The organism is Longimicrobium sp. (assembly GCF_036399255.1).
Taxonomy (GTDB): domain Bacteria; phylum Gemmatimonadota; class Gemmatimonadetes; order Longimicrobiales; family Longimicrobiaceae; genus Longimicrobium.
The window spans coordinates 30,975-51,046 of sequence record NZ_DASWNM010000042.1 but is presented as its reverse complement, the minus strand read 5'-3'; the positions used below and the strand labels follow the sequence as shown (position 1 = coordinate 51,046).

The window sequence follows — 20,072 nt, the reverse complement described above, 5'->3', positions numbered from 1 at the left end:
GCCGGCAAGACTCGGAGCGAGGGAGAATCTACGTGCCTCCCTCTCCATCCGCCGTAACACACGGCGCCCGGGACGATCCGGAGGCGACCGGGCGTCAGCCTCCGCGCCGCACGCCCGGCGGTGCGGCCATCGCCCGTGCGCGGGGCTGGCCCGGCGCGGGGGGCGTCGGCACCGGGGTGGAGGGCGCGGGCGGCTGCGCGGCGGCATCCACCGCTTCCGCACCCGACGTGTCCGCCGCGGCGCTGTCCGCCGGGGTTTCGCGGCGCGGGGGCGCGGGCCTGGGCGTACGCAGCGGCACCTCGCCGCCGCCGACCAGGCCGTTCACGTTGCGGACGTCGCGCACGCGGACCGTATAGATGGTGTCCGGCAGCAGCGGCGCCGCGGGGCGCGCGAACAGCGCCTGCGCCGGCAGCGGACGGCGGGGCCGCAGCGAGTCCGCGCCCGCCGTGTCCCCCCGGACCGTGTCCCGCGGCGCCGGCCGGGCCGGCTGCGCCGCCGCGGGCGGCACCGAGTCGCCGCCCGCCGTGTCGCGCGCCTGCGGCGGCGCGCCGATGCGCACCTCGGCCAGGGCCACGGCCGCGCCGTCCGGCCCGATCACCAGCACCTGGTCCGCCGCCAGCGTCTGCTCCGGGTCCAGGTAGTCGTCGAAGCGGATCTCCACCCACCCGTCCGTGATCCGCGCCGAGCCGGGACGCGGCGGCGTGGTGTCGGGAAGGAGCACCGCCAGCTCCGCCGTGGGCGCCTGCCCCACGGTCAGCGTGACCGCGGCGGAGTCGCGCGGCTCGAAGGGGTCCGGCCGGCGGTTGCGGTTGTTGTCGCGGTACGCCGTCAGCCGGTACTCGCCCTCGGGGATCTGCAGGAAGGTGAAGCGGCCGGAGCTGTCGGCCTGGGTGGTGTAGACCAGCGAGTCCGCCAGCCGCCGCGCGTCCACCCGCGCCTGCACCGACGGCTCGCCGGTCAGCCGCTCCGTCACCGTGCCCCCCGCGCGCGTGTCGGGGATCGCCGGCCCGGTGCTGAACACCAGGCGCACGGCCTCCGTCGTCCGGTTGTTGAACCGGTCCTGCAGCCCCGCCGCCACCTCTACCTGGTAGATGATCCCCGGCCGCCAGCCGCGCCGCGGCTTGACGCGGATCTGCCGCCCCTCCTTGTCCAGCGCCACGGGGCCCAGGCGGGGGCTGAGCGTCACCGACTCCTCCACCCCCTCTTCCGAGAGCGGCTCGTCGTACTCGATGATGGCGGGCCCGATCCACCCCGGCACCACCGCGTTGGTGTCGGGGCGCATGGAAACCAGCACCGGGGCGATGCTGTCCACCGGGCCGCCGGTGGGCGCCTCGATGTGCGCGCACCCCGGCGCACCGAACATCGCCGCGCCGAGAAGCAGCGTTCCCAGCGCCGCCAGGGGACGGATCAAGCCGCGCCCTCCAGCGCCGCCAGCTTGTCGGCCAGCTTGGTGCGCTGCTCGCGGAACGAGGCCAGCTTGTCGCGTTCGTACGCCACCACGTTCTCCGGCGCGCGCGACACGAAGCTCTCGTTGGACAGCTTCTTTTCGCCGCCGGCGATCTGCCCGTCCAGCCGGCCCAGCTCGTCGCGCAGGCGGGCGCGCTCGCGGTCCAGGTCGATGACCCCCGCCAGCGGGATGAACAGCTCCGTCCCCGAGCGCAGCACCGCGCTGGCGCCCACCTCGCCGTTGCCGCTGCCGAACGACAATTCCTCGACCCGCGCCATGTCGCGCAGGGCGCGCAGGCTGGCCCGCAGCACCGCGTGCACCTCGTCCGTCCCCTGCACGCGCAGCGGCACCCGTGCCGCCGGCTGCACGCCGTACTCGCCGCGCAGCGTGCGCACGGCGCCGATCACCGCCTGCAGCTCGGCGATGGCGCGCTCGGCGGCCTCGTCCTCCCATTCCGGGCGCGGCTCGGGCCAGCGCGCCACGATCAGCGACGCCTCGGCGTCGGCCGCGCGCGGCAGCTTTTGCCACACCGCCTCGGTGATGAAGGGCATCACCGGGTGCAGCAGGCGCATGGCGCCATCCAGCGCCTGGGCCAGCGTGGCCATGGCCGCGCGGCGGCTCTCCGGGCCCATGTCGCCCCGCAGGCGGGGCTTCACCAGCTCCAGGTACCAGTCGGCCAGCTCGCCCCAGAAGAACTCGTAGCCGCGCAGCGCGCACTCCTGCAGGCGGAACTTCTCCAGCGCGTCCGTCACCTCGCGCGCCGCCCGCGACAGGCGCGACAGGATCCACCGGTCCATCGGCTCCAGGTGGTCCCGCACCTCGTCCACGGAAACGCGCGGCTCGTCGCCCAGGTTCATCAGGGCAAAGCGGCCGGCGTTCCACAGCTTGTTGGCGAAGTTGCGCCCCGGGCCGAACGCTTCTTCCAGGTTCTCGAAGTTCAGGTACTGGTCCGTGGCCGCGCCGCTGCCGCTGATCACGGTGTAGCGCATGGCATCGGCGCCAAACCGCTCCTTCACCACCAGCGGGTCGATGCCGTTGCCCAGCGACTTCGACATCTTCCTGCCGAGATGGTCCCGGACGGTGCCCGTCAGGTACACGTCGCGGAAGGGGATGGCGCCGCGGAACTCGATTCCCGCCATCACCATGCGCGCCACCCAGAAGAACAGGATCTCCGGCGCCGTCACCAGTGTGTGGCCGGGATAGAAGGCGCGCAGGTCGTCCGTCTCCGCCGGCCACCCCATGGTGCTGAACGGCCACAGCCACGAGCTGAACCAGGTGTCGAGCACGTCCGGGTCCTGCTCCAGCGCCGTGCCGCCGCACTTCGGGCAGCTGGTGGGATCTTCACGGGCGACGACCGTCTCCGCGCATCCCTCCGCCTGGCAGTACCAGACGGGAATGCGGTGGCCCCACCACAGCTGGCGGCTGATGCACCAGTCCCGGATGTTCTCCATCCAGTGCTCGTACACCTTGCCAAAGCGCTCCGGGTGAAAGCGCAGCTCGCCGTCCTTCCACGCCTGCAGCGCCGGCTGGGCCAGCGGCTTCATGCTGACGAACCACTGCTCGCTCAGCCGCGGCTCGACGACCGTGTCGCAGCGGTAGCAGTGCGGAACGGCGTGGGTGTGCTCCTCGGTCTTTTCAAGCAGCCCCAGCGCGTCGAACGCGGCGACCACGGCGCGGCGGGCCTCGGAGCGGTCCATCCCCCGGTACGCCTCGGGCACCTCGTCGTTCATCGACGCTTCGGGCGTCATGACGTTCAGCGCGGGAAGCCCCGTGCGCTGCGCGACGTCGAAGTCGTTGGGGTCGTGCGCGGGCGTCATCTTCACCGCGCCCGAGCCGAACTCCGGGTCCACGTACGTGTCGGCGACGATGGGAATGCGGCGGCCCGCCAGCGGCAGGTCGATCTCCGCGCCGACGATTCCCATGTAGCGCTCGTCCTCCGGGTGCACGGCCACGCCGGTGTCGCCCAGCATGGTCTCGGGGCGCGTGGTGGCGACCACGAGGTACGGGCGGCCGTCCGGCAGGCGCGGCAGGCCGGGCGCGTCCACGCCTTGGGCGAGCGGGTAGCGCAGGTGCCACAGCTTGCCGGGGTGCTCCGCCGGCTCCGCTTCTTCGTCGCTGAGCGCGGTAAGGCAGCGCGGGCACCAGTTGATGATGCGGTTGCCGCGGTAGACCAGCCCCTTTTCGTGCAGCCGGACAAAGACTTCGCGAACGGCGGTGGAGAGCTCGGGATCGAGCGTGAAGCGCGTGCGGCTCCAGTCAAGCGAGCAGCCGATGGCGCGCAGCTGCTCCAGGATCTTGCCGCCCGTCTCGTGCACGAACTCCCACACGCGCGCCACGAAGGCGTCGCGCCCCAGGTCGAAGCGCGTCTTGCCCTCTTTCGCGAGGATGCGCTCGACGACGTTCTGCGTGGCGATGCCGGCGTGGTCGGTGCCGGGCATCCACAGCGCCTCGCGACCCTGCATGCGCCGCCAGCGCACCAGCACGTCCTGGATGGTGTTGTTGAGCCCGTGCCCCATGTGCAGCACGGCCGTCACGTTGGGCGGGGGGATGACGATGACGTACGGCTCGCGGCCGCTGTCTGCGTCCGCGCGAAAGTACCCCTGCTCTTCCCACCAGCGGTAGAGCGGGTCTTCGTTTTCCTGCGGGCTGTACTGCGGCGGAAGCGGCTCTGCCATCCCTTTATCGTCTCCAGACTGGGCTTGATCCAGACGCGCGGAACCTACCCCAAGCTATCAGGGCGGTCAAGCCGTTTTCCGGACAGGCGCGGATTGGATGGATGGGGGATGATGACGGACTGCGGGCGGGATGCGGATCGTCGGCGGCGGAGGCAATCGATGGCGGCACAGAGGCAGACGTCGGTCTGCGGCCGCGGGGGTGCCCCTCCCCCGGCCCCTCCCCGTTCGTTCCTCACGGAGAGGGGAGAATTCGATCGCGCTCCGGATGCTCTCCCGTTACGGCCGTTGCCGAGGGCGGATCGGCACTACGGCTGGCATCGCACTGCGCCCGACGGAGCCCCTCCCCCGGCCCCTCTCCCCCGCTGCGCGGGAGAAAGGGGAGAATTCGATCCCGCTCCAGCCGGCTTACGGGTCGCGTCACCCTCCCCCGCGCATTTGCGGGGAGGGCCGGGTGGGGGAGCCGGCGGACGTAGTGCGATCCGTCCGAATCGCCCCTGTCCCGCTCAGCCGCCCGTGGCGAGGTCGCGCTCGGTCACGGGGACGTCGAAGCGGCCGTCTGTGATGACGATCGTGCTGGTCTCACCCGTCGTCCAGTCGGTGGATACGGCCGTTCCCTGGAAGGTGCCGGCGACACGTCCGTCATCCACCGACGTGATGGTGATGCTGCCGCTGCTGAACTCGTAGTAGCGCGCCTGGGTGCCGCCGCCCTCCACGCCGTTGTCCACGTCAAACACCAGGGTGATGAGCGGGCAGAACGGCCCGCCGCCGCGCCCACAGGTGCGGATGGGATACGTGCCCGTCTGCAGCGCGCCGGGGAACTGGATGTGGATCAGGTCGCTGAGCCCCGCCCGCCCGCGCGCCGTGCTCGTGATCGCGGTCCCAAACTCCTGCCGCGGCTCCGTCCCCAAGTAGTAGTGTGTGGCCGCGGCGAAGTCCGCCCCCATGGGCGTGGTGCCGGCTACCGAGTCCGGCTCGCCAAAGGCGAAGAAGCGGCCGCTCTCATCGCCGGAGTAGGTAAAGGAGAGGAAGCCGGCATCCTCGCGCCCCGGAGGGCTCTGCGGCAGGCCGTTGCGCGCCGGTGCGCCCGCCTGCGCGGCGCCAGCTTCCGAGGGACTCACCGGCTGCCGGTCGCAGGCGGAGAGGACAGCGAGCGAGAGCGCCAGCGCCGTGGCAAAGGTCCGAACGGGCATGGTCATGGAGCACCTTCCTGCTGTGCGTTCCGAGCATCGTGGCCCCGCTTTCGGGCGGCATCTGTTTCGCGAGAAACAGGCCAGACATCAACCCGGTGCGTATCATCCATCCCCACCCGCGCAGCATGGAAACGAAGCACCCTCGCCAGGGTGCTGGAGAGGGTGCGATCTGTCTTTCCAAGCACTGCGTGGAGACTGCTTTCGGAAAGGGTGCGGCCGAATCGGAGAATCACACAGGAGCTTGACTTCCTGAGGGAGCGCACCGCGTGTAACCCGAATCCACACAGCAGATTGCGCGCGACCGAAGGATCTACTCTCGGCCTGCAAGGGGTTGGCATTCGGGCGTGGATGCCAGTCCCCCGGTTATGCCGGCGAGATCCTTCGGTCGGCGCCAGAGCCCATCGTACCAGCGGGTGCGGAGCGGCGCCTCCCTCAGGAAGTCAATTGCTGGGATTACCGGTAGACCGTCATCCATCAGCCCCCGGCGGGGCGGCGGTTGAGGCCCATCCGCAGCCGCACCTCGCGGGGGACGCGCAACTCGCGCATCACCGCGTCGCTGTCGTTCATCCCCAGCACCTCGCGCTGGACAACGAAGTACCACAGCGCCTCGCCCGCCGCGCCCACGAGGGCGTCCCGCTCCGCCGGATCGGCGGGGGAGCCGGACGGCGCGGCGGCATCGAACGCGGCCAGCGCCTGCAGCGCGGCCTGCACCTTTCGTCCCAGCCGCGCCAGGACGCCCGCCTTTTCCTGCGCGATCTCGTACTGCAGCGCATCGATGTTGCCGTTGGCCGATGCGCCCACGAACTTTCGCGGAAACCTCAACGCCATTCCTGCACGTCCTTCCCTTCGGACCGGCGATGGTCATCCACCGCCGGTCAAGTTCATTCCATCACGGCGCACGCTCGATGGGCGTGCGCGACTCCAGGTTGGCCTCGACGTCCGCGCGGGTGCGCCAGGAGGGGCGCATCCGCTTTTCGGCGATCAGCCGCAGCTGGTCGCCGTTGTGCGGCGCGCCGGGCTGGCTGGCGTTGCCGTAGCTGAGCACCGCCACCGCGCGCGGCCCGGCGGGCGTGAACTCCACCGCCGCCACGTACGTGTCACCGAACACCGCCTCCGACGCGTCGCGGCCGGGCGCGTACGCGATCACGTGGAATACACCCAGCGGGTCGCCGGGTGCGCCGTTCCCCGGCAGCCCGCCGATGCGATTCAGCTGGCCCCAGGGCGCGTCCATCCCGCCCATCCGCCGGTTCATCAGGTCCGCCACCTGCTCCAGCGCCGCCACCGCCGCGGCGGGGTTCGCCAGCCCGTCCGGCGTGCGCACCGGGTCCGCCGCGCTCCACGGCCGCGCGTACCCGCGGCCGGTCTCCGGGATGGCTTCCAGCACGCGGTAGGCCCACAGCATGAACAGCATGGCGCCGCGGCTTTCCGGCTCGGCCGCGCGGTCCCAGCGCTCCAGCACGTCCGCGGCCTGCGCGGCCAGGGGCCGGCCGCTGGCGCGCGCCGCGGGGATCAGGTCGTCCAGGATGCGGTCCGCCAGCAGCATGTGGCTGTCGTGCCGCATCGCCAGCAGCTCGTCGAAGCTGATGCTGCTGTCGGAGGCCAGCATCTGCAGCGCGCGCTGCTCGCGCATCCCCACCCAGCGCGGCGCCAGGTAGGCGGGGTAGCGCGCCGTGTCCAGCGGCGTGGGGCGCGTGGCGAACCAGGGGGGCGAGTTGGAGTTCTGCACGAAGCCCGGCGCGGGGTCCAGCAGGCGCGGCAGGTCGTCGTAGCCGTGCACGCCGCGCCAGAGAGTGGCGCTGGTGTCGCCCTGGACGAAGCCCTGCGCCTGCGCGAACGACGTCTGCCCCCGCACGGGAACGCGGCCGTTGAAGACGTAGAGGATGTGCCCCGCGCGGTCCGCGTAGATCACGTTGAACATGGGGACCTGCAGCCGCCGCAGCGCATTCTCGAACTCCGCCAGCGAGCGGGCGCGCCCCATCTCCCACCACTGCCGAAGCGCGCCGTGCTGGTCGATCCCCTGCACCGCGATGGCCACCGCCGTCGTGTCGTCGGCCGAGACCACGGGCCCGTGCACGCTGCCGCGGATCACCAGCTCCTCCACCCGCAGCGTCCCGTCCGCCTGGCGGATGCGCATGCTGTCGACGCGCGTCTCGAACGGCCGCACCTGCCCGTCCATGCGGTAGCCGCCCTCCGCCAGCCGCAGGGTAAAGGCGTCGAACGCGTCGATGGTGTTGACCGTGTGCGACCATCCCAGCCGGTCGTTGAAGCCGATGGCGATCACCGGCAGCCCGATCAGCGTCACGCCGGACAGGTCCATCCCCGGTCCCACGAGGTGCGCCTCGGTAAAGCGCATCAGGTCCTCGTTCCACGGCAGGTGGGGATTGGCCAGCAGCATCGCGTTCCCCGACGCCGAGCGGCGCGGCGCGATGGCCCACGCGTTGGAGCCGGGCGCGGCGCCCGCCGGCATTCCGTTCATCCCGACGAGCGGTGGATTGCCCCCGGTGATGGCCAGGAAGGTGAACATCATCCGCTGCCCGTGCGCAAAGATGTCCGCGCCGGTGACCGGCAGCACCGCCCGCAGCGAGTCCGCGACGGCGTCCGGGTGGGCCTGCGCGTAGGCGTTGATGCCGGCCGCGAACGCGTCCAGGTAGCGCCGGAACTCCCCCTCCTGCGCCTCGTATCCCTCGCGTCCCGCCTCCGGAATGCCCATCGCGCGGACCAGGCGGTCGCTGTCGGCGTTCCGCGGCCCCCAGTACTCGGCGCCGCGGCCGCGGGCCAGCCCGTACAGCCGCAGGATGGCGTCGCCGTGCAGCTGCGCCTGCGCCCAGCCGTATCCCCATCCCACGTCTTCCACCGTGCGCCCGTAGACGTGCGGTACGCCCCACGTGTCCCACAGGATCTCGGACCGCTCGATCACCGGCCCCGGCTCCGGCCGCGGGCGGGCTCCCGCGGACGCACAGGCGGCGGACAGTGCAAGCGGAAGCAGGATGGATGTCAGGCGGAGGATGCGCACGTCGGTTCTCCGGGGATGGAGGATGGGGGGATTCTGTCAGGCACGTCCGCGTATGCAGACCGTGGTTTTGCCTCACACGGAGTTAACGGAGTCAACGGAGTCCGGCCCTCCGTTAACTCCGTTGACTCCGTGTGAGGCCCATCTTTACCAGGATTTGGGATGAGAAGATAAAGGTGTAGCGGAACGGCTTCAACATCTCGCGTCCGCGAGTCCTGCGCGCGGGACGGACTTCGAGGTTCGGACGGTAGATTCCTCAGTCGCGCGCAGGGTGCGGTGGACTCGTCAGGGTTCACCGCGGCGCTCCTTCGGAATGACAGATGTGAGTCCGGTCCAAGAAGTCGCCCATGCCGCTTGATCCACACAGGTGTGGAGAAGTCGACTTCGGAGGATGCGCTCAGACGCACGATCTCGACGTGGGGATACTGCGGAGGACCCCCAAATCCGCGGCATCCGCCGCCGCTCCGGACTTTTTAGACCGGACTCGAATCTGTCATTCCGAAGGAGGCGCCGCTCGACAACCCGCCCCTACCGAATACCCGGGCGCCGACTGAGGAATCTACCGTCGGAATTCTCATGGCCGGCCGTGGCGCGCGAGGCCGGCGGACGCAATCCGTGCAGGCGGATTTTGCGCCTTTCCAGCGGCGAATTCATTCGCTCCTGGAAACCGGCTCCGAAGGCTCGCCTCCATCCGCTTCACCCGCCGCGTGGGCCAGGCGCATGGTGCGGTGGATGGATGCGTCCGCGGGGGCCGGTGCCTCGACCAGGTCGAACGCGAGCGGCGCGTCCTCCCTTCGCGCCGCCGTGGCCGGCTCGCGGGCCAGCGCTTCCACGGCGAGGGGGAGGATGCGGTGCTCCACGGCCAGCACGCGCGCCGCCAGCGACTCCGGCGTGTCGCCGGGGAGCACGGGGACGGGCCACTGCGCGATGATGGCGCCCTCGTCGTACCGCTCGTCCACGAAGTGCACGGTGGCGCCGGAGACGCGCGCGCCCGATTCGATGACGGCACGGTGCACGCGCATCCCGTACATCCCGTGGCCCCCGAACGCGGGGAGGAGCGCGGGGTGGATGTTGATCATCCGCCCGTGATAGCCGCGCACCACCTCCGCCGGCACCAGCTGCAGCCATCCCGCCAGCACGACCAGGCCGATGCGGTGTGTCTGCAGCGCCTCGGCCAGCGCCTGCCCGAACGCCTCGGGCCCCAGCGCCCGCGCCTCCAGCGCGAGGGCGTGGATCCCCGCGCGCTCCGCCCGCTGCAGCGCGCCGATCCCCGGGCGCGAGCCCACCACCAGCTCCACGCGCGCGGGCGCCGACGGTTCCGCGTTGAAGCGGTCGATCAGCGCCTGCAGGTTGGTGCCCCCGCCGCTGGCGAGGACGGCGACGCGCACCGGTGTGCTCAAGCGTTCCGCGGGGTGGGCGGTGGAAAAGAGGGGCGAAGATAGACCCGCCGCCGGGGAGCGTCAACCGGATTCCGGGCCGATGGCGCGGGTTACAATCCGCCCCGACCGATTCATCGTCCGGACGGATTCACGATTATCCGCCTTGCCCGCCCAGCCCCGCGGGATGAGCGGGTGAACCCGCTGCTAGGACAGCGACAAGCCCCGTCTCGGCGCCGCTGACGCGTCACCGAACGGGGCTTCAACGGCTCGGGCCGGCTGGCCCCGCGGTTGTGCGGACGATTCGCCGTATGCAGGCGAAATCTTTCAGGCGACAGGCCGTCTGGTCTCATGCGGTTGAAGCCCGGTTTGGCGAGGAACGAGCCAAGACCGGGCTTCTCGCTTTCCCAGCGGCGGGTTTACCCGCTTACGCCAGGCCGGGCACGCCTACAGCCCGTCCACCGGCACCAGCGGCTCCAGCACCGCGAACAGCACGCGGCTCACGACGGTGAACAGGACGGACACCGTGCCGGACTTCAGCCCGTCGACCAGGTTGCTGTCCGGGTGCCAGAGCGTGGGCGCCATCGCCCCCGCGTACGTGCCGGCCAGGAACGGCTCCGAGATCACCCGGCGGCCGCTGGCGTCGCGGTCGGTAAACGTCTCCGTCAGTGCGTGGGCGGCGCGGTCCTCCGCGGTCACGCAGCCGTGGCACGGCTCTACGTCCGTCGATCGCCCCAGCACCGCCGCCAGCCCGTGCCGCACCGACGTGCCGATCACGTGGCCGCCCGCCCGCGACGCGATGCGCTGCGTGAGGGCATCCAGCCCCCCGCCCCACTCGTACGGCTCGGTGCGCGCGTGGTCGTACAGCCCCAGCGCCAGCGCGTTGGCCAGCGCCAGCGGATCCGCCAGCTCGTGCACGAAGCTGCGCACCGGGTCCCGCGCGGCGCTGTCCGCTGGCGCCGCGGCGGCGGACAGCGTGTCGGGCGCGGCGGCCTGCGCGCGGAGGCCGGCGGGGAGCAGGAGGAGCGCCGCGAGCAGGATCCGGCGTACGGTCACGCGAGCCCGCCGCCGCCGTAGACGCCCGTGACGAACGGGTTGCTGACGCGCTCGTGGCCCACCGTGGTATCCGGGCCGTGCCCCGTGTGCAGCGTGGTCTCGTCCGGCAGCGTGAGCACTTCGGAGCGGATGGAGCGCATCAGCGTGGCGAAGTCGCCGCCCGGCAGGTCCGTGCGCCCGATGGAGTTCGCGAAGATCACGTCGCCCACCAGCGCCACGCCGTCGCCCACCAGGATCACGTGCCCCGGCGCGTGCCCGGGCGCAAAGCGCACCTCCAGCGCGCACTCGCCAAAGCGCACCGCCTCGCCCGCCGCCAGCTCGCCGTCCACCGGCGGAAGCTTCTCGATCCGCATCCCGAACATCTGCGCCTGCATGGGCGCAATGGCGTACACCGGCTGGTCGGCGGGATGAAGCAGGATGGGAACGTCCAGCTCGCGCCTGACCAGCGGAATGCCTTCCACGTGGTCCACGTGGGCGTGCGTCAGCACGATCTTCTCGATGGTGACGCCCGCCGCGCGCGCCGCGCCGAGGGCGTCCCCGGCCGCCGCGCCCGGATCCACCAGGATGCCGGCGCCGGTGCGCGCGCACGCCACCAGGTACGTGTTCTGGGCGAATACGCCGCCGGTGAACGAGCGGACCGTCACCTCGCCCGCGCCGCGCGCCTCAGCCACCGAGCGCCCCCAGCACCTCGTCGGCGCCGTGCGTCCCCGGCTGCGCGTAGGCGATGCGGCCGTCGCGGTCGATGAGGTACGTGGCGCGCGACACGCCCTGCCCGCCCAGCACCCCGTACGCCGACGCGATCTCGGCGTTGTCGTCCACGATCAGGGGAAAGTCCAGCGAGTACTTGTCGCGGAACTCCGTGTGGCTTTCCAGGTTCCCCGGGTTCACCCCGAAGCGCGCCACGCCCGCCTCGGTGTACCGCGCGCCCTCGTCGCGCGCCAGGCACATCTGCCGGGTGCAGCCGGGGGTGTCGTCCATCGGATAGAACATCAGGAGCACGGACTGCGTGCCGCGAAAGTCCGGCAGCGAGATCCGCTCGCCGTCCGTGGTCTTCGCCGTGAACACCGGCGCCTCGCTCCCCACCGGCAAAAGCCCTTCAGCCATCTCTTCGCCTCCCTCGCCTGGTCTCTCGTACGACGCCGGACATCGATTTCCGTTCGGCCCAAGATGGCACCGGACGATGCCCTCTGGCAACGCGCGGGGCGGCACTCAACCTGCACGCGTGTTATGTTCTCTGCACGGGGGTGGTTTTCACGCGAATGTACACACGGATCGGCCCATGAACACGCAGGCGGAAGCGCTTCACGAGCGTACCGAGGTGCTGCTGGACGAATGGCGCGACTTCGTCCTGGAGTGTGAAGCCGGCTACGGCTGGAACGTGTACGAGTACCACAACGACCTGTCCGTCCGCGACCGGCTGGAAACCTGCCTGCACGAGATGGAGCCCGGCGACGCGGCGCAGGTGGCGGAGATCGACGACCGCTTCCGGGCGCTGCTGCAGCCGGGCGTGCAGGTGGGCCCGGAAGACGGCCCCTGGTGGCACCGCGGCGTCCTTCGCTACGCCGGCCCCGACATGGCCGCCGAGCTCAAGGACTGGTTCCGGGTGGATGTGGAGGTCCGCCAGCCGCAGACCTGACGCTCGACGCGCAGACATGAAACGGCAGCCCCCTCGATCGCGAGAGGCTGCCGTTTCGCGTTTCATCCCGCCATACCTTCGAATCTGCAACACAGCAGGTCCGGACGATCGCTGTCATTCTGCGGAAGGCGCCGCGCGGCGCTCTCTTTTGGCTGGAAAGCCTGGCGCCGACCGAAGAATTTCTACGCTGGGCGGCAGCGCTCTCCGACTACCCGGTGATCCGCTTCGCGGTGAACGACTCCGGGAAGGGTGGTGCCGCCGCGCCGCCAGCCATGTCGTCGCCCGGAATCAGGCGAAGGAGCGTGCTACGGGCTCCCGGCGCCCAGCCTCGCAATCCGTCTCGCACTCCGGGGTCAGTGCCGGTGCAGTAGAAGAATTGCAGCAGGCCCCCAGGGCCCGCGCGCCCTCCGCCGGCAGGCCGCGCGCGTTGAGCTGCACGAACATCTGCATGGGCCGGCGCATTTTGAGATTCTTGACTCGTAATGCCACGGCAGATAGTCTAGGATTGGCCGGTGCTGATCCCTCCTACGCCCGCGGACCGATGCCCCTCCTCCCGCTCTCCCGCCCCCCAGGCCCGATTTGGCGGCTTTTGGTGCTGATTGCGCTGCTCGCGCCGCTGCCGTCGTGCGCGCAGCGTGACGGCGTGGTGCGCGCGCAGGGGCCCGGAGCCCGGCTGGTGCTGACGGAAGTGCTGCGGCTGGGAAGCGCGTTCGGGGATGACGCGTTCGGGCGGGTCATGGACGTCGAACTGGGCCCCACGGGGCGCATCTACGTGGCTGACGATCTGAGATGGAACATCGTGGTGTTCGATGGCGCGGGACGGCTGCTGCGGCGGGTGGGGCGCCGCGGCCAGGGTCCGGGGGAGTTCCAGAGGCCGTGGAATCTCGCCGTTGACCGGAACGATTCGCTGTTCGTCTGGGATGGCGCGCTCGAGAGGATCTCCGTGTTCGGGCCGGACTTCCGCTTCGCCCGCAGCTTTCCCGCGCCGGGCCGGTGGACGGTGAGCGGGTTCTCGGTGCGTACGGACGGCACGCTGCTCGTCGGGGCATTCGCCTCTGGAGTTGCGGGAATGATCCACGTGCTGAACCGTGAGGGCCGCGTGCTGCGGAGCTTTGGTCCGTCAGCGGATGCGGCCGGAATTCCCGCGGGCTTTGCGTCCAGCCTGCTCGGCGGGAGCGTCGCTGAGAGCGACGAGGGAATCCTGTTTTCGCGGCGCAGTCCGTACGAGCTGGTTTTTCATGACCGTACGGGGCGGCGGCTGAGAAGCTGCCGGGGCGATGCGCGGTGGACTACGCCTCCGCAAACCGTAGTCCGGGTGGGGAACGGCCAGGAGGCGCTGGAGTGGCAGCGTTTTGTCCACTCGTCAGGCGCGATCTCACTGGGGGGCGGATACTACCTGAACGAGGTCCTGGACCCCGGTGGCGAATCCACCACTCTGGACCTGGTGCGTGCCGATTGTGCGCTGGCGCATCGCCGGGTGCACGACGGGGTGCTCGGTTTTCGAGATCGGCGCGGTGACCTGCTGGCCGCGCGGGTGGGTGGTGACGTTCCACAGGTGGCGCTCTTTCGTTACCGCATCGAACGGGCCGTGCGGTGATGCATGCCGGAATGCCCGTAAGCCGGACACTTCAACCAAAGAGGTGATGCATGAAGAGGATCGTAACGTGGAGTGCAACGTGTGCGGCGCTCGTGTTCTGGTCCGCCTTGGTGGCCGTGCCTCTGGCTGCGCAGTGCAAGGCTTGCACCAGTTCCAGCACCTGCGGCGTGTCGTCGGCTCGCGGAGGCTGCTTCACAGACTGCAACGGCGAGTCCTGCGCCTGCGGGGACCACAAGTGCCGGCCGGAGATCACGGCGGCTCCCGCGGGCCCGGAGGATCCCGCACGGTTCGCGGCGGGTGGCAGCGGCGGCGGCGAGCAGTGGGGTGATGCAGTCGCGTTCTTCGTGCGCGACTGCGACGGCTCGATTGAACTGTATGTCTACTCAGAGGATGGGATGCGGCCGATCGAGTCGCGGCTTCTGCTGCGTGAGCCCGAACCCGTGTCCACGGCACGCTTGGCGCTGGCGGATGGCGGCGGCGGCTGAAGCAGGTCCCGATCTCCATGCTTTGCGGCGCATGGACCGGCCACGCAAGAAGAAGTTCTCCACGAGCGTACCGAGGTGCTGCTGGACGATTGGCGCGACTTCGTCCTGGAGTGTGAAGCCGGCTACGGCTGGAACGTGTACGAGTACCACAACGACCTGTCCGTGCGCGACCGGCTGGAAACCTGCCTTCCCGAGATGGAGGCCGGTGACGCGGCGCAGGTGGCGGAGATCGACGGCCGGTTCCGCGCGCTGCTGCAGCCCGGCGTGCAGGTGGGCCCCGAAGACGTCCCCTGGTGGCACCGCGGCGTCCTGCGCTACGCCGGCCCCGGCATGGCTGCCGAGCTCAAGGACTGGTTCCGGGTGGATGTGGAGGTCCGCCAGCCGGCGGGCTGACCGCGATCCACCGCGCTGATCGACGAAACGGCAGCCTCTCATCGTGAGAAGCTGCCGTTCCGCATTCCACCAGCTCCCCGGCAAAACAGATTCTTATGCTTATCCCAGATCCTGAAAAAGAATAATCGTACAGAGGAACAGAGCCAGACAGAGAAAGCGAGCCGAAATATCATCTTGCTTCCTCTGTCTGACTCTGTTCCTCTGTACCCCATAAAGGTGTTGTTTTCCCGGATTCGGTATTCTGCAGAGGAAGCGGAGGAACAACCTCTGTGTGGATTCGGGATCACCCACTGCCCGCCTGCTCCGCTGGACGGGCATCCACCACGGCCATCTCACCCCATCAGCAACTCCTGTCACCGCCGGGAACGCGGCTCTCCGACGAACCACGAGCAACCCGAGAGTAGATTCCTCAGTCGGCGCCAGAGGATTCAGCGAGGGGACGGCTCCGCGTGGCGCCTCCTTCGGAATGACAGACTGGCGGGTCAGCCTGCATCCAGCGGATTCGAGGAAAGGCCGTCCCCCGCGAGGAGGACGGCCTTTCCGCATCCGACTTCTACGATCCGCCCGCCGCCCGCTACTTCACGAACAGCATGTCGCGGTAGGTGGGCAGCGGCCAGTAGTCGTCGGGGACCACCTTTTCCAGGCGGTCGGCGGCGCTGCGGACCTGGGCCATGGCCGGGATCACGTTGTCGCGCACGTGATAGGCCTTGCTGTGCACGTCCTCGCCGCCCAGCTCGGCGTTCTGCGCCACCAGCGCGTCCAGGGCGTCGCGCAGCTCGTCCACCAGCTCGTTGACGATCTGCACCGTGCGGGTAAGGCCGCGCGTCTCCACGCCCAGCGTGCGCGTGCGGTCCGCCGCCGCCACCAGGTCGTTCAGGTAGCGCACCGCCGCCGGCAGCACCATGGTGCCCGCCATGTCGGCCGTGGTCTCGCCCTCGATGTTCACCGTCTTGAAGTACTGGTCCAGCGCCACCTCGTGCCGGCTTTCCAGCTCGCGGTGCGTCAGCACGCCGTACTTCTCGAACAGCGCCCGGTTCTTTTCGCCCGGCAGCGTCTCGAGCGCGTCCAGCGTGGTGCGCAGGTTCAGCAGCCCGCGGCGCTCGGCCTCGTCCTGCCAGTCCTGGCTGTAGCCGTCGCCGTTGAAGACGATGCGCTTGACCCGCCGCACCTCGGCCGCGATCAGCCCCGACAGCGCGTCCTCGAAGCTGGCGCCGCCCGCCAGCTCGGCCTCGAGCGCCGTGGTCATCTCGTCCAGCGACTCGGCCATGATGGTGTTGAGCACCGTGGCCGCAAAGCTGACGGACTGCGACGAGCCCGGCGCCCGGAACTCGAACTTGTTGCCCGTGAAGGCGAACGGGCTGGTGCGGTTGCGGTCGCCCGCATGCTGCGGAAGGTTGGGCAGCACCGGCGAGCCCAGCCCCAGCAGGCCGCCCTGCTTGCTCTCGGTGGCCGTTCCCGCACGCTCGATCTGCTCAAGCACGTCCGTCAGCTGGTCGCCCAGGAAGACCGAGATGATGGCCGGCGGCGCCTCGTTGGCCCCCAGGCGGTGGTCGTTGCCCGCGTGCGCCACCGAGGCACGCAGCAGGTCCTGGTGCCGCTCGACCGCGCGCAGCACGGCCGTGCAGAAGAACAGGAACTGCATGTTGTCGTGCGGCGTGTCGCCCGGCTCCAGCAGGTTGGCGCTGTCGGTGCCCAGCGACCAGTTGAGGTGCTTGCCGCTGCCGTTGACGCCCGCGAAGGGCTTTTCGTGCAGCAGGCACGCCATCCCGTAGTTCCGCGCCACCTTGCGCAGCGTGATCATCATCAGCTGCTGGTGGTCCGCCGCCAGGTTGGCGTTCTCGTAGATGGGCGCCATCTCGAACTGCCCCGGCGCCACCTCGTTGTGCCGCGTCTTTACCGGCACGCCCAGCCTGTACAGCGTCCGCTCCACCTCCATCATGAAGGCCAGCACCCGGTCGGGAATGCTGCCGAAGTAGTGGTCCTCGAGCTCCTGCCCGCGCGGCGGCTTGGCGCCCAGCAGCGTGCGCCCCGTGGTCATCAGGTCGGGCCGGCGGTAGAAGAACTCCTGGTCGATCAGAAAGAACTCCTGCTCGGGCCCGCAGGTGGCCGTCACCCGCGAGTCCACGCCGAACAGCTTGAGCGCGCGGCTGGCCTGCCCGTCCAGCGCCGACATCGACCGCAGCAGCGGGATCTTGGTGTCGAGCGCCTCGCCCGTCCACGACGCGAACGCCGTGGGAATGCTCAGGTAGCACCCCGCGTTGGTCTCGACCACGAACGCCGGCGACGTGGGGTCCCACGCGGTGTAGCCGCGCGCCTCGAAGGTGGCGCGCAGGCCGCCCGAGGGGAACGACGAGGCGTCGGGCTCGCCCTGGATGAGCTCCTTGCCGTTGAACTCGGCCACGGCGCCGCCGCCCGCGTTGGGCGTGATGAAGCTGTCGTGCTTCTCGGCGGTGCTGCCGGTAAGGGGCTGGAACCAGTGCGTGTAGTGGCTGGCGCCCTTCTCCAGCGCCCACTCCTTCATGGCCAGCGCCACCACGTCGGCCATGGACGGGTCCAGCGGCTCGCCGTGGTCCATGGTGCGGCACAGCGCCTTGTACACCTGCTTGGGGAGCCGGGCGCGCATCTCGGCCAGGCCAAAGGTGTGCTGGCCGAACAGCGTCTCGATGTCCATCGACTCGGGGACCGCGCGGGCCCCCGCGGCGCCGCTGCGCGCGTCCCCGTCCCACCCCTTGGCGGCGGCCAGCGTGTCGAAACGGGCGGTGATCCTTGGCATGCGACCTCTGTACGGGTTTCTGGACGAAAAGGGTTACCGCTCCGGGGCGACCGCCGCCCCGTCCGTCGCTGCCGCGTCCGCCCCCGTGGGGCGCGGCCCCAGCGCCAGGGCGCTGGTTTCCTTCACCGTCGAAAGCACGATGCTGGTGGTGGTCCACTGCACGCCGGGCCACGCCTGGATCTCGGCCAGCAGCCCTTCGAGCGTGCTGGTGCTGTCGGTGCGGATCTTCAGCAGGTGGCTGCCCTGGCCGGTGACGCTGTGGCACTCCAGCACTTCGGGGTGGTGCGCCACGTGGGCCCGGAACTGCGGGTAGTGGTGCGACCCGTTGATCCCCACGAAGATGAACGCCGTGACGTCGCGCCCCACGCGGCGCGGGTCCACCAGCACGGTGAACTGCCGGATGATGCCGCGCTCCTCCAGCTTGCGCAGCCGCTCCGCCACCGCGGGCGACGAAAGCCCCACGGCCTGCGCCAGGTCGTGCTGCGAGGTGCGTCCGTGCTCCTGCAGCAGCTCCAGCAGGCGGATGTCGATGTCGTCCAGGCGCGCGGGTCCGGTCACTTTACTTTTTTAAGTCTCTGTCCGTCGTCGCGTAATTTTCGCAACAATAACAGGCGGTCGGCTCCCATGCAAGAGGCTTACCAACGGGAACGACCAATTCGTCGGATCAACGGAGGGATGGAAGGAGGGAGGCGCGACGAACGGGAGCGAGCTGGCGCCCAAGGGGCCCCCTCTCCCCCGGCCCCTCTCCCCCGCGGAGCGGGAGAAAGGGGAGAATTCGATCGTGCTGCGGAGGGTTCGCACTGCGCCAGCGGGGTGCCCCTCCCCCGGCCCCTCCCCGTTCGTTCCTCACGGAGAGGGGAGAATTCGATCGCGCTCCGGCCAGCAATCCCTTGGTCGCTTTCACTCACCCGCCACGTGGCAGGCACTCGCCCCTGCCCCCACAGCCGCCAGCCCGCGAAGGCGGACTTCGTGTGGTTGTTGCAGCGAATTCATTCGCCCTTGCCAGCCCTTGCCAGCCTTGCCAGCCCTTGCCAGCCTTTGCCGAGGGTCTGGACGCGCGAATCCCCGCCTCCGGACTGCGGAGGCGGGGATTCGGTCTATGTCCATGGCCCGGCGTGCGGGCTCCTCGGGTCGTGCCGCGTCCCCCGAACAGCGAGGGACGCTTGGGAGATGATGCCTACAGGTTGCCGCGGCGCAGGAAGGTGTTCACCGCGGTGAAGAACTCGGCCGGCTCCTCGAGCCAGGGGAAGTGGCCGGCTCCCTGGATTACCCGCAGCTCGCCGTTGGGCAGCGCCTGCGCGTACCCCGACGTGCTGGCGAAGGGGATGGGGTCGCCGGCGCCGTGGATCACCAGTGCGGGCGTCTGCACGCCGGACAGCATGGGCGCCAGGTTCCAGTCCGCGCCCAGCGACGCGCGTCCCGCGAACATGGTGAACGGCAGCAGGCTGGCGGCGGCCGGCGTCATGTCGCACCACGAGCCGCGCAGGTTGGCCACGTTGGCCGCGTCGTGGAAGTACGCGGGAAAGTAGATGGAGAACAGCTGCTCGCAGGTGGCCAGCGGGTCCGGCGACTGGCCGCTCAGCAGCAGGCCGATCAGCTCGCCCTGCTGCTGCAGCACCTGCGGCGAGGTGCGCAACTGGCGCTCGGCCTCGAACTGCGCGTCGTGCTGGGCCTGTAGCGGACCGGGGGTCACCAGCACCATCCGGTCGACGTTCTGCGGATGCGCGGCGGCGTAGAAGCCGGCCACCATCGCCCCCCACGAGTGCCCGATCAGCTGCAGCTTCCCGATCCCGAAATGCTGGCGCACCGCCTCCACGTCCGCCACGTGCCGATGGATGGAGAGCAGCGCCGGATCCGTGGTGAGCTGCGAGTACCCCGCGCCGCGCGCGTCGAAGAAGATGAGGGTGCGGCCGTGCGCCAGCGGGGCCAGGTCCTTGTCGAGATAGCTGATGGGCAGCCCCGGGCCGCCGGCCAGCACCACGGTGGTGTCGGGCCCGCCGCCGTAGACGCGGTAGAACAGCTGCATGCCGTCCGCGCCGGTCAGGTGGCCCTCGGCGGTCACAGGCGCGGTGTACGAGATGGCGGCCGGCGCGGTGCCGCGCGCCGAGGCGAGCGTCGGGGCTTCGTCGCACGCGGCGGCGGCAAGGGAAAGCAGCAGGGCGAAAGCGCGAATCTTCACGGAAGTGCTCCGGTCGTCGTGTGGATGATGTATGGGGTCAGCGCCGGGCGTCCACTCAACCGCGGCACGCTCCGGGACAAGGCAGGGACGGGACCAGCCGCGGCACGGCCGTGCCGAGCCGACGCAAATGCATTTTTGTCCAACGACTTGGCTGACAGCGGACGATCGAGCCGGAGAAGCCGCGTTCTGGGACGTACTCGTCCCACCTGGGGAATGGGAGCCTCCCAGCATTCCCGGCATCAGATTCTGACAAGC

16 protein-coding genes are annotated in these 20,072 nt (G+C 70.2%); 4 read left to right on the top strand and 12 right to left on the bottom strand.

The window, feature by feature from the left end; genetic code table 11:
• Positions 1–94 precede the first annotated feature (94 nt).
• The 9 genes from VGC13_RS07200 to VGC13_RS07160 form a co-directional block, all read right to left on the bottom strand.
• A complete protein-coding gene (locus VGC13_RS07200; protein ID WP_331124551.1) occupies positions 95–1,411 on the bottom strand; it encodes an Ig-like domain-containing protein in 1,317 nt (438 codons plus the stop codon).
• A complete protein-coding gene (locus tag VGC13_RS07195) occupies positions 1,408–4,122 on the bottom strand; it encodes a valine--tRNA ligase (RefSeq protein ID WP_331124550.1) in 2,715 nt (904 codons plus the stop codon). The genes VGC13_RS07200 and VGC13_RS07195 overlap by 4 nt, the downstream gene beginning before the upstream one ends.
• 503 nt (positions 4,123–4,625) lie before the next feature.
• On the bottom strand, positions 4,626–5,318 hold the full coding sequence (locus VGC13_RS07190) for a hypothetical protein (RefSeq protein WP_331124549.1): 693 nt from the start codon (positions 5,316–5,318) through the stop codon (positions 4,626–4,628).
• Between the two features lie 468 nt (positions 5,319–5,786).
• On the bottom strand, positions 5,787–6,140 hold the full coding sequence (locus VGC13_RS07185; protein ID WP_331124548.1) for a DUF6665 family protein: 354 nt from the start codon (positions 6,138–6,140) through the stop codon (positions 5,787–5,789).
• Between the two features lie 61 nt (positions 6,141–6,201).
• Entirely contained in the window at positions 6,202–8,325 is a 2,124-nt protein-coding gene (locus VGC13_RS07180; protein WP_331124547.1) for an acylase, read from the bottom strand.
• A gap of 647 nt (positions 8,326–8,972) precedes the next feature.
• Entirely contained in the window at positions 8,973–9,722 is a 750-nt protein-coding gene (purN, locus tag VGC13_RS07175) for a phosphoribosylglycinamide formyltransferase (RefSeq protein ID WP_331124546.1), read from the bottom strand.
• A gap of 423 nt (positions 9,723–10,145) precedes the next feature.
• Positions 10,146–10,754, bottom strand: a complete 609-nt coding sequence (locus VGC13_RS07170; protein ID WP_331124545.1) for a hypothetical protein — start codon at positions 10,752–10,754, stop codon at positions 10,146–10,148.
• Complete coding sequence (locus VGC13_RS07165) at positions 10,751–11,425, bottom strand: MBL fold metallo-hydrolase (RefSeq protein WP_331124544.1); 675 nt, start codon at positions 11,423–11,425, stop codon at positions 10,751–10,753. Before VGC13_RS07165 ends, VGC13_RS07170 begins: the two co-directional genes overlap by 4 nt.
• A complete protein-coding gene (locus VGC13_RS07160) occupies positions 11,418–11,858 on the bottom strand; it encodes a peroxiredoxin (protein ID WP_331124543.1) in 441 nt (146 codons plus the stop codon). The genes VGC13_RS07165 and VGC13_RS07160 overlap by 8 nt, the downstream gene beginning before the upstream one ends.
• Positions 11,859–12,033: 175 nt before the next feature.
• Between VGC13_RS07160 and VGC13_RS07155 the strand changes: the two genes are divergently transcribed.
• From VGC13_RS07155 to VGC13_RS07140, 4 genes are all read left to right on the top strand, one after another.
• Positions 12,034–12,390: a hypothetical protein gene (locus tag VGC13_RS07155; protein WP_331124542.1), complete on the top strand. Its 357-nt coding sequence runs from the start codon at positions 12,034–12,036 to the stop codon at positions 12,388–12,390.
• A gap of 541 nt (positions 12,391–12,931) precedes the next feature.
• Entirely contained in the window at positions 12,932–13,987 is a 1,056-nt protein-coding gene (locus tag VGC13_RS07150) for a 6-bladed beta-propeller (RefSeq protein WP_331124541.1), read from the top strand.
• Between the two features lie 50 nt (positions 13,988–14,037).
• Positions 14,038–14,472: a hypothetical protein gene (locus tag VGC13_RS07145; protein ID WP_331124540.1), complete on the top strand. Its 435-nt coding sequence runs from the start codon at positions 14,038–14,040 to the stop codon at positions 14,470–14,472.
• Positions 14,473–14,547: 75 nt separating this feature from the next.
• Positions 14,548–14,865: a hypothetical protein gene (locus VGC13_RS07140; RefSeq protein ID WP_331124539.1), complete on the top strand. Its 318-nt coding sequence runs from the start codon at positions 14,548–14,550 to the stop codon at positions 14,863–14,865.
• Between the two features lie 574 nt (positions 14,866–15,439).
• Here VGC13_RS07140 and VGC13_RS07135 read toward each other — a convergent pair.
• From VGC13_RS07135 to VGC13_RS07125, 3 genes are all read right to left on the bottom strand, one after another.
• Positions 15,440–17,638, bottom strand: coding sequence for a glutamine synthetase III (locus VGC13_RS07135; protein WP_331124538.1), 2,199 nt, complete (start codon positions 17,636–17,638; stop codon positions 15,440–15,442).
• A 33-nt stretch (positions 17,639–17,671) separates the two neighbouring features.
• A complete protein-coding gene (locus VGC13_RS07130; protein ID WP_331124537.1) occupies positions 17,672–18,196 on the bottom strand; it encodes an Lrp/AsnC family transcriptional regulator in 525 nt (174 codons plus the stop codon).
• A 619-nt stretch (positions 18,197–18,815) separates the two neighbouring features.
• A complete protein-coding gene (locus VGC13_RS07125) occupies positions 18,816–19,817 on the bottom strand; it encodes an alpha/beta hydrolase (RefSeq protein WP_331124536.1) in 1,002 nt (333 codons plus the stop codon).
• Positions 19,818–20,072 lie beyond the last annotated feature (255 nt).